The sequence below is a fragment of the Pseudomonas kuykendallii genome, assembly GCF_900106975.1.
Taxonomy (GTDB): domain Bacteria; phylum Pseudomonadota; class Gammaproteobacteria; order Pseudomonadales; family Pseudomonadaceae; genus Pseudomonas_O; species Pseudomonas_O kuykendallii.
In genome coordinates, this window is record NZ_FNNU01000005.1 from 388081 (window position 1) to 404157 (window position 16077).

General features: G+C 66.9%; 17 protein-coding genes. 4 read left to right on the top strand and 13 right to left on the bottom strand.

The window, feature by feature from the left end:
* Window positions 1-112: 112 nt before the first annotated feature.
* A complete protein-coding gene (locus BLV15_RS17735; protein ID WP_090231017.1) occupies window positions 113-721 on the bottom strand; it encodes a flavin reductase family protein in 609 nt (202 codons plus the stop codon).
* 60 nt (window positions 722-781) lie between these two features.
* Window positions 782-1060 (bottom strand): hypothetical protein, encoded by a 279-nt coding sequence (locus BLV15_RS17740; RefSeq protein WP_090231018.1) that lies wholly within the window; start codon window positions 1058-1060, stop codon window positions 782-784.
* A 139-nt stretch (window positions 1061-1199) separates the two neighbouring features.
* Between BLV15_RS17740 and BLV15_RS17745 the strand changes: the two genes are divergently transcribed.
* The 3 genes from BLV15_RS17745 to BLV15_RS17755 all read left to right on the top strand — a co-directional run bounded on the left by BLV15_RS17745 (window position 1200) and on the right by BLV15_RS17755 (window position 4085).
* Window positions 1200-2225 (top strand): patatin-like phospholipase family protein, encoded by a 1026-nt coding sequence (locus tag BLV15_RS17745; RefSeq protein ID WP_090231019.1) that lies wholly within the window; start codon window positions 1200-1202, stop codon window positions 2223-2225.
* A gap of 100 nt (window positions 2226-2325) precedes the next feature.
* The gene (locus tag BLV15_RS17750) at window positions 2326-3060 is read left to right on the top strand and encodes a response regulator (protein WP_090231020.1); all 735 of its coding nucleotides are present in this window, start codon (window positions 2326-2328) and stop codon (window positions 3058-3060) included.
* Window positions 3060-4085 carry an ATP-binding protein gene (locus BLV15_RS17755; RefSeq protein ID WP_407072432.1) on the top strand — a complete coding sequence of 342 codons (1026 nt, stop codon included), beginning with the start codon at window positions 3060-3062 and terminating at the stop codon, window positions 4083-4085. Before BLV15_RS17750 ends, BLV15_RS17755 begins: the two co-directional genes overlap by 1 nt.
* Before the next feature lie 51 nt (window positions 4086-4136).
* Here the strand turns inward: BLV15_RS17755 and BLV15_RS17760 are convergent, their stop codons facing one another.
* The 11 genes from BLV15_RS17760 to BLV15_RS17810 form a co-directional block, all read right to left on the bottom strand.
* Window positions 4137-5216, bottom strand: a complete 1080-nt coding sequence (locus BLV15_RS17760; protein WP_090231022.1) for an AI-2E family transporter — start codon at window positions 5214-5216, stop codon at window positions 4137-4139.
* A 79-nt stretch (window positions 5217-5295) separates the two neighbouring features.
* Entirely contained in the window at window positions 5296-6093 is a 798-nt protein-coding gene (locus BLV15_RS17765) for a DUF4892 domain-containing protein (RefSeq protein ID WP_090231023.1), read from the bottom strand.
* 20 nt (window positions 6094-6113) lie between these two features.
* Window positions 6114-6773: a glutathione S-transferase family protein gene (locus BLV15_RS17770; RefSeq protein ID WP_090231024.1), complete on the bottom strand. Its 660-nt coding sequence runs from the start codon at window positions 6771-6773 to the stop codon at window positions 6114-6116.
* 50 nt (window positions 6774-6823) lie between these two features.
* Entirely contained in the window at window positions 6824-7687 is an 864-nt protein-coding gene (locus BLV15_RS17775; RefSeq protein ID WP_090231025.1) for an alpha/beta fold hydrolase, read from the bottom strand.
* Entirely contained in the window at window positions 7684-8496 is an 813-nt protein-coding gene (locus BLV15_RS17780) for an alpha/beta fold hydrolase (RefSeq protein ID WP_090231026.1), read from the bottom strand. Before BLV15_RS17780 ends, BLV15_RS17775 begins: the two co-directional genes overlap by 4 nt.
* A 124-nt stretch (window positions 8497-8620) precedes the next feature.
* Window positions 8621-9262, bottom strand: coding sequence for a LysE family translocator (locus BLV15_RS17785; protein ID WP_090231027.1), 642 nt, complete (start codon window positions 9260-9262; stop codon window positions 8621-8623).
* A gap of 49 nt (window positions 9263-9311) precedes the next feature.
* Entirely contained in the window at window positions 9312-10115 is an 804-nt protein-coding gene (locus tag BLV15_RS17790) for an AraC family transcriptional regulator (RefSeq protein ID WP_090231028.1), read from the bottom strand.
* A 73-nt stretch (window positions 10116-10188) separates the two neighbouring features.
* Complete coding sequence (locus BLV15_RS17795; protein WP_090231029.1) at window positions 10189-11856, bottom strand: AMP-binding protein; 1668 nt, start codon at window positions 11854-11856, stop codon at window positions 10189-10191.
* Window positions 11857-11963: 107 nt separating this feature from the next.
* Window positions 11964-12425 (bottom strand): phosphohistidine phosphatase SixA, encoded by a 462-nt coding sequence (gene sixA / locus BLV15_RS17800; RefSeq protein WP_090231030.1) that lies wholly within the window; start codon window positions 12423-12425, stop codon window positions 11964-11966.
* Window positions 12422-12754 carry a DUF4389 domain-containing protein gene (locus BLV15_RS17805; protein WP_090231031.1) on the bottom strand — a complete coding sequence of 111 codons (333 nt, stop codon included), beginning with the start codon at window positions 12752-12754 and terminating at the stop codon, window positions 12422-12424. Before BLV15_RS17805 ends, sixA begins: the two co-directional genes overlap by 4 nt.
* Window positions 12755-12770: 16 nt before the next feature.
* Window positions 12771-13793, bottom strand: coding sequence for an NAD(P)H-dependent glycerol-3-phosphate dehydrogenase (locus BLV15_RS17810; protein ID WP_090231032.1), 1023 nt, complete (start codon window positions 13791-13793; stop codon window positions 12771-12773).
* 150 nt (window positions 13794-13943) lie between these two features.
* Between BLV15_RS17810 and BLV15_RS17815 the strand changes: the two genes are divergently transcribed.
* Window positions 13944-16076 (top strand): TonB-dependent receptor plug domain-containing protein, encoded by a 2133-nt coding sequence (locus tag BLV15_RS17815; protein WP_090231091.1) that lies wholly within the window; start codon window positions 13944-13946, stop codon window positions 16074-16076.
* Window position 16077: the final 1 nt, after the last annotated feature.

The following is a 16077-nucleotide window of genomic DNA, read 5'->3' on the forward strand; positions in this document are numbered from 1 at the left end:
GCTCTCCTCCGGGATGAAAGGCCGATGCTACTGGCCCCGTCCCGGCCGGCAAAGCCTTTGTAACCTTTACTGACGAAAAACCGGCGTCATAAAAGTCGGCGTGCGCGAGGCGTCAGTTCGGCCGCGTCAGGTCGAAACGCTCGCGGGTGTAACTGTAGGACTTGCCGCCCAGGCGTCCGACGATATCCAGCTTGCCGGCATCGATCCGGCCCTGTTCGTCGAGCACGCTCTGATCAATGTGCGCATAGAGTATTTCGGCGAACACAAGGGTGCAGTTCGGCTCGTGCGCCGGATAAGGCAACAGTTGCGCCACCCGGCATTCGAAGGCCACCGGCGCACCCTTCACGCGCCGCGGCGCGACCCGCACCGAGGCCTCGCTGGCGATGCCGCAGTGCTCGAACTCGCTGGTGCCGCGTGGCAGGGTCGCGGAGCTGGCGTTCATCGCCTCGACCTGATCGGCGCAAACCAGCTGAATCACCAGCTCGCCGGTTTCCTGCAGGTTCAGCATGCTGTCCTTGAGGCTGCCATCGCCGCGTGTGGAGATGTTCACCATCAGGGTCGGCGGGGTATCGCTGATCACCTGGAAGAAGCTGAACGGCGCCAGGTTGGCGACACCGTCGGCGGACAGCGTGGAGACCCAGGCGATCGGCCGCGGCGTCACGGTGTTGGCCATCCAGCGATACGCTTCGAGCGACGTCAGGGCGGAGAAATCGATCTGCATCGGGAAACTACTTGGTAGGAGGACGCCACCGGCGCCACGGGCGTGGCGCCGGCGTGCGGGTCAGCGGCCGGCGCGGGATTCGCGCAGGTAGAAGCGCGCCTTCTCGACCTTCTTCACACAGCCCGAATAGGCTTCGAACTGCTGCTGGGTCTTGGCAGCGGTGAGCAATGTCACCGCTTTGGAATAGCTGACCGTACCGGCGAAGCCTTCGGCTTCGGCGAGGCTCTGCTCTTTCCAGGCGGCATCCAGACCATTGGCGCAGCTGGTGCGGTACGAGGTCTTGCCTGCACAACCGGCCAGCGTGAGCGCCATGAGGGGAATCAGTATCCAGGCTTTCATGTGTTTCTCCTTCGGAAGGTGTACAGCTTGCCTTCGCTGAGACCGGTCTGCCACTCAAAAAGTGCCGGCCTGGCGCGGCTTCTTGGCGTCGGCAAAGCGGACGCGTATCGTCGCACGATCGGTTTCCGGGGAGGTGTGGATGAGCAAGCGAGTGGCCCTGGTTCTGGGTTCGGGAGGCGCGCGTGGCTACGCGCACATCGGCGTCATCGAGGAACTCGAGGCGCGCGGCTACGAGATCGGCTGCATCGCCGGCTGTTCGATGGGCGCGGTGGTCGGCGGCGCCTATGCCGCCGGAAAGCTGCGCGAGTACCGCGAGTGGATCGAGAGCCTGGACTACCTCGACGTGCTGCGCCTGGTCGACGTCAGCTTCTCGCTGGGGGCGATCCGCGGCGAAAAGGTCTTCGGCCGAATACGCGAGATCGTCGGCGAGATCGATATCCAGGACCTGCCGATTCCCTATACCGCGGTTGCCACCGACCTCACCCACCAGCAGGAAATCTGGTTCCAGGAAGGCAGCCTGCACCAGGCGATGCGCGCCTCGGCGGCGATTCCGAGCCTGTTCACCCCGGTAGTCCAGGGCAACCGCATGCTGGTCGATGGCGGCCTGCTGAACCCGTTGCCGATCGTGCCGGTGGTGTCCAGCCACTGTGACCTGATCGTCGCGGTCAACCTGAACTCGTCAGGCCAGCAGCACTACCGCTTGCCGGTGATCGAGCGCCCGGCACTGCTGAAATCGCGCTTCGATGCGCTGGTCGCGGCGCTGAGCACACGGTTGCCCTTCCGTCGCCGTGAAGAAAGCGGCGAGCCGCTGCTGCTGATCGCCGCGGAAGGCGGCGAGACCGTCGACCCCTGGCTGGATGCCGCGCCAGACGCCCAGCAACCCTCGGCCGCGCCGCAGGGCAACAGCTCGCCGAAATCGGCCAGCGGTTCGCGGGTACTGGAGAACGTCGGCCCGGCGTCGCTGCTGGACCTCGTCAACCAGAGTTTCGAGGTGATGCAGACCTCGCTGGCGCAGTACAAGATCGCCGGCTATCCACCGGATGTGCTGATCAACGTGCCCAAGCGCGTCTGCCGCTTCTTCGAGTTCTACAAGGCGCCGGAGCTGATCCAGCTCGGCCGGCAGATCGCCAGCGACACGCTGGACAGTTACGAGGCGACGCACTGACTCGCCATGTAACGATCTCGTTACCTGGCGGAAAACGGGCCGATATGAATGCGTGCGAGCATCGCGACCTTTTTTGTAATCGCCTCGGGAGCCGAGCCTCGTGGAAACAGCCAGCAGCGCCTTCAAAGCCACCCGCGTCCTGATCGTCGATGACGATGCCGACATCCGCGAACTGCTCTGCGGTTACCTGGAGCGCTTCGGCATCCAGGCCGAAGGCGTCGCCGACGGCGTGGCGATGCGCGCAGCGCTGGATCGCGAGCATTTCGACGCCCTGGTGCTGGACCTGATGCTGCCCGGCGAAGACGGTCTTTCGCTGTGCCGCAGCCTGCGCGCCAGCTCCGACATTCCGATCCTGATGCTCACCGCGCGTTGCGAACCCACCGACCGCATCATCGGCCTCGAACTGGGCGCCGACGACTACATCGCCAAGCCCTTCGAGCCGCGTGAACTGGTCGCGCGCATCCAGTGCGTATTGCGCCGGGTGCGCGATGGCCGTGACGCGCCACGCAGTGACCAGCGCAAGAGTGTCCGCTTCGATGGCTGGCGACTGGACAGCGTGCTGCGCCAAGTCGAATCCGCGGACGGCATGCTGGTGCCGCTGTCCAACGCCGAATTCCGCTTGCTCTGGGTGTTCCTCGAGCGCCCGCGACGCGTGCTCAGCCGTGAACACCTGCTCGACGCCGCGCGCGGGCGCAGCATCGAGGCGTTCGACCGCAGCATCGACCTGCTGGTCTCGCGGCTGCGGCAGAAGCTGCGCGATGATCCGAAGGCGCCCCGGCTGATCAAGACCGTGCGCGGCGAAGGCTATCTGTTCGACGTGCGGGACATCGACTGATGCGCCGCGGCGATACGCTGTTCGCCCGGCTGTTCGGCATCTTCGTCGCCGCCATCGTGCTGGGCCATCTGATTGGTTTTCTCTGGTTCCGCGCTTATGGCCCCCCGCCACCGCCGCCACCCAAACACCCGAATTCACTGGTGATTCTCGAAGAGTCCGAACTGCGCCAACCCTCACCACTGGGCGGGCCGCTGGTGCCGCTGCTGCTGCAACTCCTCCTGTTGCTGGCCGCCGCCTGGTTCGGCGCGCGCCTGCTGACCCGGCCGATCCGCCAGTTGAGCGCCGCCGCCGAACGCCTGAGCGAGAACATCGACAGCGCACCGCTGGCCGAGAGCGGCCCGCAGGAGGTGCGCAAGGCCGCCCGCTCGTTCAATCGCATGCAGGCGCGTATCCGCGAACAGATCGCCCAGCGCAGCCGCATCCTCACCGCCGTCTCCCACGACCTGCGCACGCCCCTGGCGCGGATCAAGCTGCGCGTCGAAGAACTGGAGGACGGCCACCTGCGCACCCGCATGAGCCAGGACCTGGGCGAAATGACCGCGATGCTCGACGCCACCCTCGCCTACCTGCGCGAACAACGCACCAGCGAGACGCGGCACCTGTTCGACCTGCAGTCGCTGGTCGAATCACTGGTGGAGAACGCCCAGGACAACGGCGCCGCAGTCAGCGTCGTCGGCGCCTGCCTGCCGCTGCACACGCAGCCGCTGGCCTTGCGTTCGTGCCTGAACAACCTGCTGGACAACGCGCTGCGCTATGCCGGCCATGCGCGCATCGAACTGCACGACGGCGAGGGGCAGATTGAGGTGCGGGTCATAGACAATGGCCCGGGCATACCGGTCGAGCAGCGCGACGCCGTTTTCGAGCCGTTCTTCCGCCTGGAAAGCTCGCGCAACCGCAACTCGGGGGGCGTCGGGCTGGGATTGTCGATCGCCCGTGAAGCCGCGCTGCGCCTGGGCGGCGAGCTGCTGCTGGAAGAAAGCCCCGGCGGTGGGCTGACCGCCGTGCTGCGCCTGCCACGCCGTTAACGCCCACCATTCCACACCCCGGGATTGAACGTGCCTTCAGCGCGCCCACGCTCAGAGCGGCGGCGCATCCTTCTCCTCGCCGGCTGGCAGGGCCTGGTGCGCCCGCGGCGCGATCCAGTCGGAAATCAGGCTGAAGGCCACCGCCAGCAGCGTCGGGCCGAGGAACAGGCCCATGAAGCCGAACGCCAGGATGCCGCCGAACACGCCGAGCAGCACCACCACCAGCGGCAGGTTGCCGCCACGGCTGATCAGGTAGGGCTTGAGCACGTTGTCCACCCCGCTGATGACGAACACACCCCACACGCCGAGGAAGATGCCCATCCCGTAGCTCCCGTGCCAGAGCAGCCAGGCCGTCGCCGGAATCCACACCAGCGGCGGGCCGACCGGTATCAGGCTGAGCACGAAGGTCAGCAGGCCGAGCACCAGCGCGCCCGGGATCCCGGCAATGGCGAAACCGATCATCGCCAGCAGCGCCTGCGCCGCGGCGGTGCCGATCACACCGTTGACCACACGCTGGATGGTGCCCGCCACCAGCCGCTGGTAGTGATCGGCGCGCTCGCCGATCAGCCGCTCCAGCAGGCGCAGGACGAAATCGGCCATGCGCGGGCCGTCGCGGTAGAAGAAGAACACCAGCACCAGGCTCAGGGCGAGCTCCAGCATGCCGCCTCCCACCCGCGCGCTGCGCGCCAGCAACCAGTTGCCGACCTCCCCGACGTAGGGGCGCAGGGTGACGAAATAGGCGGTGCCCTGCTCGTCGACCCGATTCCACCATTGCACCAGCCGATCGCCCACCAGCGGCACGTTGTCCAGCCAGTCCGGCGGAGGCGGCAGGCCGTCGACCTGGACTTCCTTGATCAATTGCATGCCGTCGCGGATGTGGTCGGCGACGTTGAAGCCGAGCAGCACCAGCGGCACCGCCACCAGAATCATCCAGCCCGCCGTGAGGATCGCCGCCGCGAGGTTCTCTCGCCCTTTCAACGCCCGTGTCAGCAGGCGCATCAGCGGCCAGCTGGCGAAGGCCAGCACGGCGGCCCAGAACAGCGCGGAAACGAACGGCGCCAGCACCCACAGGCACGCGCCGAGCAGCCCGAGGAGCAGAATCTGCACCAGCAGGCGATCGTTGTTGGGCATCGAAAAACGCTCCGAAAAACGGTTGGGGGGAGGATCAGGCCGCCGAGTGTGACACTTCGGCGGCTTGGCGGCATGACGCCTAGCGCAACAGGTCCAGATGCAGCCCCTCGCGGGTCGCGCCGTCCACCTCGATGCGCGGCGCGCGCACGCCGCCCTGCACCAGCGCATCGCGCCATTGCTCCGCCTGCACACCGGACAGCGTCACGCGCACGCCGCTGTTCTGGTTGAGGCTGCGCACCAGCAGTTTCACCCAGTCGTCCTGCGGGCCTTCGTCAAGCAGACTCAGGTCCAGCTCGCCGCTATCCAGCAGTTGCCGCAGCAGGGTCGCCGGCGTCGGCAGAACCACGCCCAGCGGACTGCTGGCGTCGAATTGCTCGACATGCAGATAGGCGCGCCTGTTACCGCGCGTGATCGCGTAGAGCGCCACCAGGCGGTCGTCCATCTCGCCGACGCTCAGGCGCACCAGCGCATAGGCCTGGCGATCGTCGGGGCCGTAGAGCTTGGAGCTGCCGAACACTGCGTTGGCCCACAGGCTGCTGGAGCCGCAATCGCGCCCCTCGCACCAGTAGAGCAGGTGTCCGCCCTGCTCCTGCAAGGCGCGGCGAGCCTGGGTGAAGGCCTGTTCGGAGGTGTGTTCCGCGGGCAGTTCGTAGGTCAGCGAAAGCTGTCGTCCCTGGGTCGCCACCTGCTGCTCGAAGCGCAGGTCGCCGCTGATCCTGCGGATCGAGCCCTGCGGGAAGATGCGCTCCAGATCGGCGGTTTCGCGGAAATCGACGATCTCGGCGTTCGCCGGGCGCGGCAGCATCTCGAGATCGTGACTGCCAGCGACGTCCGCCGCCTGGGCATGGCAGGCCGCGAGAAAGAGGCCGAGCAGCATCGGCCGAAGGCTATGAATGCTCACCGGACGAGGATGTCCTGTGCCGTCTTGATCTTTGCGTCGCCCTCTTCCCGGCTCGGCCTGGCAAGGCCGCGCTGCACCGCGGGTCGTGAGTCGATGGCGTCCAGCCAGCGCTGCAGATGCGTCAGCCCGTCAAGTGAAACGCCGGACCAGTCGTGGATCTTCACCCAGGGGAAGGTGGCGATATCGGCGATGCTGTAGTCGCCGGCGAGATACTCGGCCTCGCCCAGCCGGCCATCGAGGACCTCGTAGAGCCGGCGGGTTTCGTTCTGGTAGCGGGAGATCGCGCCGGGCAGTTTTTCCGGAAAGTAGCGGAAGAACACGTTGGCCTGGCCTTGCATCGGGCCGACGCCGCCCATCTGGAACATCAGCCATTGCAGCACCCGCGAGCGGCCCTTGACGTCGCTGGGCATCAGTTGGCCGGTCTTCTCGGCGAGGTAGACCAGGATCGCGCCGGACTCGAAGACCGCGAAGTCGTCGTTGTCGCGGTCGACGATCGCGGGAATCCGCCCGTTCGGGTTGATGCGCAGGAATTCGGGGGTCTTCTGCTCCTTGCGATCGAAGCTCAGCACGTGCAGGTCGTACGGCAGGCCGAGCTCTTCCAGAGCGATTGAGACCTTGTGGCCATTGGGCGTGGCGGCGGTGTAGAGGTCGATCATGATCTTCTCCCTTGTCTGGCCGCCCAGCCTTCCCAGTTGCCGACGGCAAGTCAAGCCGAAGCGAAGCGCCTATTGAAACAGTCTGCTACGGAGGCGGCGCCCGCCTCGTCGTCCAGGTGCAGGTGATGACCGCCGGCGAGCCGGGTGACGTTGAACGGCAACGCTTCGAGCATCTGCAACAGCGGCAACTCGCCCTTGAGCAGGCCGTTCTCGGCGAGCACCAGATCGACCGGGCACTGTACCGCGGCGAGAAACGCCTGGCTGTGCGCGCGGGTGAAACGCAACGGGCTGGGCAGCGTCAGCCGCGCATCGGTACGCCAGGTGTAGCCGCCGGGCACCGGCATCAGCCCGCGCTGAGCGAGCAACTCGGCGGCGTCCCGGCTTACCGCGCCAACCCCCTTCATGCGCGCCACCACCGCTTGCTCGACCTTCTCGTAGACCGGCTTGCGCTTGTTCGGCAGGTCGAGCTGCGCCTGCAGCGCCTCGCCCAGTTTGCGCGGCGCATCGGCCGCCTCGCCCAGGTAGGGAATCAAGCCATCGATCAACGCCAGACGCTCGATGCGCTGTGGCATGGCGCCGGCCAGCAGGACGGAGACGATGGCGCCCATCGAGTGGCCGAGCAGCGAGAAGCGCGGCCAGCCCAGTTGCTCGGCGACGTGCAACACGTCCAGCGCGTAGTCCCAGAGTTGGTAGCCGGCGCCCGCGGCGCGGTGCGCGGAATGCCCGTGCCCGGCGAAATCCAGGGCGACGACGCGCATCCCGGTCAGTTTGGGCGCCAGCCGGGCGAAGCTCGCCGCGTTGTCCAGCCAGCCATGCAGGGCGATCACCGGCCGCCCGTCCTCCGGACCGTAGAGATGGGCGGCCAGCTCGATGTGCGGGAGGTTGAGGCGGATCTCTTCGACGGGCGCGCTCATGCGGGCTCCTTTTCGGCATCGGAATGGGACTCCCAGCGCTGGAACAGCGACCTGAGCAGGTCCGCCGTCTGCGCCGGGCGCTCCAGCGGGAACATGTGGCCGCCAGGCAACGTCAGGTACTCGCCGCGCGGGATGCGCTGCACGGAACGCGCATGGTGCGGCAGCACTACCCGACTATGCCGGCCGCGCACCACGGCCAGCGGCACCTGCAACTGCTGCGGCCGCCCGGGGCTCAGATGCGGCACGCTGCGGTAGATGCTGATCTCGGTGGCCGGGTCGAATTTCAGGCGCAGTCCCTTATCGCTGGGCGCGAGGCCGTGCTCGACGTAGGCGTCCAGGCACTCCGGATCGAAACGGCGGAACAGCCCCTTGCCGGCGAAGTACAGGCGCGCCTGCGCGGCGTCGTCGAAGGCTTCGCGGCGCCCGAGGGTTCGCCCGGCCGGGGTGATACGGTCGATGAAGCCAAAGCGTTTGGCGGCGCGAATGACCAGCCGATCGGCGAGCGTCAGCACCGGCGAGTCGAGCATCACCACCCCGCGGTACAGCTGCGGACGGCGTAGCGCCGCGTGGTAGTGCAGCACGCCGCCGAGGGAGTGGCCGACGCCCCACACCGGCTGATCGAGGGCCTCGAGGTGATGCAGCAATTCATCCACCAGCCCGCCCCAGTTGTCGTCCACCGGGAAGCGCGGATCGTGGGCGTGCTGCTCCAGGTAGTGCAACGGGTAGTCGGGTCGCAGCGCGTCGAACAGCTTGCCGTAGGTGGCGGACGGAAAGCCGTTGGCGTGGGCGAAGAAGATCGGCGATGGCATGCGCGGCTCTCGGCTCGGGATTCTCTGGGGAATCTATCGGGGAATCGTCCAACGGATTCTCCGGCAGCCGTTCCTGCGCGGCAACGATCGTAACTGCCAGTGATGGCGGTGCAACGGCCAGGCGTCAGTGCGGCAACGCCAGCCGCAGCAGGATCGCACCGGCCACCAGCAGGAACACCAGCCCGCAAAGGCCGTCGATGACGGGCGCGGCGCGCAGCAGGCGCCGCTGCAGGCGCGGCTGGGTCAACGCGACGCTGAGCAGGCTGAACCAGGCCAGGCCGAAGAAGAACAGGATGCCCGCGGCGGCGAACTTGCCCGGCAGCGACATGTGCGGCGGGATCAGGCTGGTCAGCAGCGCGAGGAAGAACACCAGGGCCTTGGGATTGAACAGGTTGGTCGCCACCCCGCGCAACCAGGGGCCGAGCGGCGACGGCGCGAGTTCACCGTCGAGCCCGCCGCCGGACGCCTCGCCGCGGCGAAACCAGGCGCGCAACGCACCGACGCCGAGCCAGCCGAGGTAACCCGCGCCGAACAGCTGGATCGCCGTGAACAGCAACGGCGAGCGGCTCAGCAGCAGCGAAACGCCGGTGAGCACCAGGGTGCCGTGCAGCAGGATGCCGCACGCCAGGCCCAGCGCGCTGAGCAGGCCGGCGCGACGGCCCTGATGGATCGCGGTGCGCACCACCAGCGCCACGTCCGGGCCGGGGCTGATCAGCGCCACGGCGAACACCGCCATCAGCGACAGCAAGACGGAGGTCTCCTGCATGCTTTTCTCCAGAATTCGGGGGTAAGGTCGAAATGAACGAGCGTGGCCGTCAGCCCTGGCGCAGACGCGCGGGCGGCAGCCCATAGGTACGGCGGAACAAACGGGAGAAGTGCGCCTGGTCGTAGAAGCCCAGGCGCAGGGCGATGTCGCTCAGCGGAAGGCCGCGCAACACCAGCGGCAGCGCCCTCTCCAGGCGCAGCGACATCAGCCACTGGTGCGGCGGCAGGCCGGTGTGCTTGCTGAAGCGGCGCAACGCCTGCCACGGGCTGACACCACAGAACGCGGCCAGCTCTTCCAGGGTCGGCGGCGCGTCGAGGCGCGATTCGAGCCAGTCGCGCAGGCGCCTCCAGGTCGTCGGGTCGAAGCCCTGGGCGGGCTCGCTGATACGCAGGCTCGAGCCCATGTCCAGCAGATGCGCCAGCGCCTGCCAGAGGGTGCTTTCCTGGGACAGCGGCGAGCCACCGAGCATGGCCGCGTGGAAATCCTGCAGATGCGCTTGCAGGCGAGGATCGCGCAGCACCGCGCTGGTCAGCCGCGGCGCGCCCTGGCGCCCGTCACTGAGGCTGCGGCTGGCGTCGTCGAGCCACTGCGGGTCGAGCGCCATCACGCGGATGCGATAACCCTCGCCCGTCAGGCTGGCGCCGTCGTGGATGCATTCCGGAGCCATCAGCAGCATGTCGCCGGCGCCGACCTGGCGCTTTTCGCCGCGATGCATGTAGCGGTGCTCGCCGCGCAGCAGCAGGCCGACGTGGTACTCCAGATGGAAATGCCGGGGGAACGCGAAGCTGTGGTACTCGGCGTCGATGAGACGCACGCCCGACAGCCCGCTGGTGATGTGGTTGATCTGCTCCATGCGCCCACTTTACCCGCTGCAGGCGCCGCGCTCTTGGACAAAATTGCAGCGCGGCGCCGGAGGGCACCGGCGGTCAGTCGTGCCAGAGAACCGTCTGCGAGCGTGCCGCCCATTCGCCGAAGCGCGCTCCGTAGGCATCTTCGATCATCGCCCGCTTGATCTTCAGGGTCGGCGTGAGGAAGCCGTTGTCCACTGCCCAGACGTCCTTGACCAGCACCAGCCCCTGCAACCGTTCGTGCTTGTCGAGGCCGTCGTTGACCTCTTCGAGCAGGTTGCGCAGGCTGTTTTCCAGTTCATTGCGGGTGCCGTTAGCCGCTTCCGCGCGACCGACCTCGGAGAGCACGCACAGCGCCATCGGTTGCGCGAGGCCATCGCCGATCACGCAGACCTGCTCGATCCGCGAATGCACCGCCAGGCGGTTCTCGATCGGTGCCGGGGCGACGTACTTGCCCTTGCTGGTCTTGAAGATTTCCTTGATCCGCCCGGTCAGCCGCAGATAGCCCTCGGCATTCTGTTCGCCCTTGTCGCCGGTACGCAGGAAGCCGTCCTCGGTAAGGGCCTCGGCGGTTCGCTGCGGGTCCTTGTAATAGCCGCTCATGGTTGCGTCGCTGCGAATCAGCACTTCGCCGGAGTCGTCGATCTGCACCTCGACGCCCGGGCTGGCGATGCCGATCCAGCCCGGACGTTGCAAACCGGGGCGGCCCAGGTGCGAGTAGCCGCAGTTCTCGGTCATGCCGTACACCTCGAGCACCTCCAGGCCAAGACGCCGATACCAGTCGAGCAGCGCCTCGGGCACCGGCGCGGCACCGGACAGCGCGAAGCGCACGGCGTCCAGGCCGAGACCGGCGAGTACCTTGCGCCCGACGACACGGCCGACCAGTGGCAGCGCCAGCAGGCGATCCAGCTTTCGCGCGGGCATCTTGCTGTAGACGCCCATCTGGAACTTGGTCCAGATGCGCGGCACGCCGAAGATCACCGTAGGCCGCGCACGCCGCATGTCATCGAGGAAGGTTTCCAGGCTTTCGGCGAAGAACACCGTGAGCCCGGCGTACAGCGAGGCCATCTCGACGAACATCCGCTCGGCGACATGACACAGCGGCAGGTAGGACAGCACGCGATCGCCCTCGCCCACCTCGGTGAGCTGGCTGCCGTTGCTGGCGGCGAAGCCGAAGCTGCCGAAGGTCTGCATCACACCCTTCGGCGTGCCGGTGGTGCCGGAGGTATAGATGATGCTGGCGAGCTGCTCGGCCGGCGGCAGCGGATTGTCGCGGATCGGCGAGCAGGTCTGCAGCTCGTCCCAGGTGTGGTCGAAATCGGCCGCCGGGTGCAGCGGCAGGCTGACCGTCTTCACGCCCGGCGGCACGCCAGGCGCCATCGCGCCCCAGTCGTCCAGCTTGCCGATGAAGGCCACCTGCGTCCCGGAATGTTCGAGCACCTGGCGCACCGAATCGGCCGTGAGGTTCGGATACAGAGGGACGGAGACATGCCCGGCCATCCAGATCGCCAGGTCGGCGACGATCCAGTGCGCGCAGTTCTTCGAGATGATCGCGATACGGCTACCCGGCTCCAGTTCGAGGCCGCGCAGCCAGCACGCGACGCGCCGCGCCTGCTCGCCCACCTCGCCCCAGGTGAGCACCTGCAGTTCTCCGCCGGGCAACGGCTGGACCAGATAACGCTTGTTCGGATGCCGCTGTTCGCGCTCGTAAAAGAGCGCGAGGGGTAAACGCTGCGCAGTAGCCACAGGGACGCCTCCATTGTTGTTGTTATGGGGATCAACCAAGCACTTGCTTGGTTGACTATTCCATGAGCAACAAGGGGCTGCAACCGCGAGATTGTGTCTTTTTGAAATCAGACCCGCGGGTGGGTCAGGGAAACCAGCTGCATGCCGCCGGTCAGAGCCATTTCGCCGTCGAGGACCGCCAGGCTCGCCGTGCTCATGGGCAGCGGCTGCTGGCGGTGGCCGTGGACCAGCAGCCCGCCCAGCGCGCCGACCAGGGGCTGATGGGTGACCAGCAGCAGTTCGTCTTCGCTGCGCTCGTTCAGGCGGTCGAGGGCTTCGCGCAGGTCGCTGTCGGGGGTCAGCCATTCGGCGCTCTCGATCACCCCGCGGTGGCCGAGCTGAGTCGCCACCAGCTCGGCGGTCTGCTGGGTGCGCACGTAGGGGCTGGCGAGGATCGCCTGCAACGGTCTTTCGGCGAGCAACGCCGCGCTGGCGCGGACTTCGTCGCGACCGTGTTCGGTCAGTGCGCGGCGCGCATCGCTGGTACGCGGCGCCTCGGCCTCGCCGTGCCGCAGCAGGTACAACCTCACGGTTGCGCCTCGTCGCGGTTCAGCGGCTCGACCGGACGCAGCGGGGCTTCGCCATCGGCGACACGCGGCGCCGGCCAGTCGGCGAACGGCCAGGGCTTGCTGTCGGTGTGAAAGGCGCCGAAGCGACCGATCTGCGCCAGGTACTGCGCGAGGCTGTCGCCAAAGTCCATCAGCGCACCGCTCGGCGCGCCGTTGATCAGGCGGAACACCACCTGCGCCACCACCAGCAGCGCCAGCAGCACCTCCGTCACCTGCCAGACGAGAAAGAACAGCAGCATCCAGAGAATCCGCAGCACAAGGGATTCACGGCGCGGTTTGGCGTCGTTCATGTACAGCTCCTTGGGTTCAGAAATCGCTGATCGAGATGAAGTCCACGTCGGTCTTCGGCTCGGCCCGCATCAGGGCCTCGATGACCTGGGCCAGGGTACGGCCCTCGAAGAGGATCGCGTGAAGACCGGCGACCAGTGGCATGTAGACCCGCAGTTCCTCGGCCTTGGCACGCAGCACCTTGATGGTGTTGACGCCCTCCGCCACTTCGCCGAGGCGATTGACCGCCTGCTCCAGGCTGAGTCCTTCGCCGAGGGCGAAGCCGACCTGGTAATTGCGGCTCTTCGGCGAGGAACAGGTGACGATCAGGTCGCCCACCCCGGCCAGGCCGAGAAAGGTCATCGGATTAGCGCCCAGCTTCACCGCGAACCGGGTCATCTCGGCCAGTGCGCGGGTGATCAGCATGCTCTTGGTGTTTTCGCCCATGCCCAGCGCCACGGCCATCCCGGCGATGATCGCGTAGACGTTCTTCAGCGCGCCACCCAGCTCGACGCCGAAGCGGTCCTGGCTGGCGTAAACGCGGAACGTGCGACCGTGCAGGACCTGCTGCACGCGGCTGCAGAGGTCGGCGTTTTCGCTGGCGACGACCGTCGCCGTGAGGGCATGCTCGGCGATTTCGCGCGCCAGATTCGGCCCGGAAATCACCCCGATGGAAGCCTCCGGGGCGATCTCCTCGAGGATCTGGCTCATCAGCAGAAAGCTCTGCGCCTCGATGCCCTTGGTGGTGCTGACCAGGTACTTGCCGCTCAATCGATCGGCCACCGGCGACAGCACGCTGCGCAGCGCGCTCGAGGGCAGCGCGACGAACAACAGATGGCTGGCCTCGAGCGTGGCGGCCAGATCGGTGACCGGCTCCACCGCCGGATGCACCTTGATGCCCTTGAGATAACGCGGGTTTTCGCGGTTCTGGCGAATCGCCTCGGCCTGCTCGGGGTCGCGCATCCATTGGCGGACCGCCTGGCCGTTCTCGGCCAGAAGGTTGGCGATGGCGGTGCCGAAGCTGCCGCCACCGAGGACCGCGATGGGTTGCTGTGCTGTCATGGAAGGTCCGCAGGGTTATGGCAATCGGCGTCCATTATACGGCGCGCCGTTGAAGCGACCAGTGGCACGGCCAAATGCCACCGCGGTGCGCTGGCAAAGCCCGGCCGCTCGGTTAACATGCGCGCTTTGCTGCCCCCGATGATCGCCGTCGTGCCACTACACCCTTCGCTCCCTTTCTCCTTCGCGCTGCTGGCGTTGGCCACGACCCATCCTGCGGCTGCCGAAGACCTCTTCGCCGACGGCGAAAGCGTGCCGCAAATTCTCACCGCGACCCGACTCAAGCAGTCGCCCGCCGCCGTTCCCGGCAGCGTGACCCTGCTCGACCGGCAACTGATCGAGTCCAGCGGCGCGCGCAGCGTACCGGAGCTGATGCGGCTGGTGCCGGGGATGATGGTCGGCTACCTGTCCGGCAACCAGGGCATGGTCAACTATCACGGCAGCAGCGTCAGCGAAGCTCGGCGCATGCAGGTACTGATCGACGGCCGCTCGGTGTACCGCGCCGGCCTGGCGACGGTGGACTGGGCGGACATTCCGGTGGCCCTGGAAGACATCGATCGGATCGAGGTGTTTCGCGGGCCGAATACGGTCAGCTACGGCGCCAACGCGCTGATGGGTGTGATCAACATCATCACCCGCTCGCCGTCCGAGAGCATCGGCACGCGCCTGAAGGTCACCCGCGGCAAGCGTGGCGTGAACGACTGGTACGCCAGCCAGGGCTTCAACTGGCAGGACGGCGACATGCGCCTGTCGCTCTCCGGGCTGCGGGACGACGGTTTCGACCATGACGACGAAGGCAACGACTTCCGCGACAGCACCCGCGCCAACCGTTTCAACCTCTCCACCACTCACCGCCTGGATGCGCAGCAGACGCTCGACTGGCAGCTGGCGGCCAAGGAAGGAACCAACCAGCGGCCCTACAACTATGAACCGGTGTTCGACAGGCTGATTCCGGGCGGCATCGCGCCGGGGGACAACAACTCCGACGTGGTCGCCCGCGATTATGCCGGCTCGATGCGCTGGACCTTCGACATGAACCCGCGCCACAGCCTTTACGTTCAGGGAGCGGCACAGCACTGGGACCGCAATCAGGAATGGGTGGCCTGTGACGCCGCTCTGGCCTTCAGCCCGCAGCTCGCCGAGCTCTGGAGCCTGAACCCGGTACTGACCAAGCGGGTATTTCGCCTTCGACCGCTACCTGCGGGCACCACACCGAGGGAAGCAGAACTGGCGCAACAGGTGCTGCAACAGATGCAAGAACAGGTGACCACGCAGCAGCCGGCCGTCTGCGGAGACGTCAACCAGAACATCCGCGAAACTCGCTACGACCTCGAACTGCAGGACACCTACAGCGTCACCGACAGCCTGCGCCTGCTCAGCGGCGCCGGTTACCGCCGCGAGGAAGTGGCGTCGGAGACCTACTTCGGCGGCAAGCTGAACAACGACATCCTGCGTACCTTCGCGCACCTCGAGTGGACGATCGACCCGCACTGGATCCTGCAGGGTGGCGCGATGCTGGAGAACGACCGCAACAGCGGCGAATCGCTCACCCCGCGCCTCGCCGTGAACTACCTGATCACCCCCAGCCACGGCCTACGCGCGGTGTATTCCGAAGCCGTGCGCACCCCCGACATGGCCGAGAACAACCTCGACCTGCGCTATGAAGTAAGCAACCTTTCGCCGAGCGTGAACGGCCAGAACAGCGCCTATTATTTCTCCAGGGTCACGGGTACGGGTGGCCTAAAGGAGGAGCACATGCGCTCGCGCGAGCTCGGCTACAACGGACTGTTCTCCAACCTGGGGCTGAGCATCGACCTGAAGCTGTTCCGTGAAGACGTGAGCGACATGATCAGCGAGGCCTTCACCAGCGACGGCTACACCCCCAGCAACGCCAACAGCATGAGTTTCCAGGGCGCCGAACTGCAGGCGGACTGGCGCCTGAGCGCCAGTGACCGCGTGCGCCTGACGTATGCCTACGTCGACCAAACCGCCACCGAAGACCGCGACCTGCGCCTTTCGGCACGCAACAGCGGCTCGGCGGCCTGGATGCGCGAATGGGCCCACGGCTGGTCGAGCAGCGTCATCTATTACGGCGCCGACGCCCTCAACGAACGACGCTTCGAGCGGCTCGACCTGCGCCTCGCCAAGCGCGTCCGCCTCGGCAGCGCCAACCTGCAGATCGCCGGCGTACTGCAACAGCGGCTGGACGACGAGGCGCTGACCTGGAAAGAAAACCTCTACGACGACCGCCAGCAGTTCTACCTCAGCGCCGAACTGGGCTTCTGAG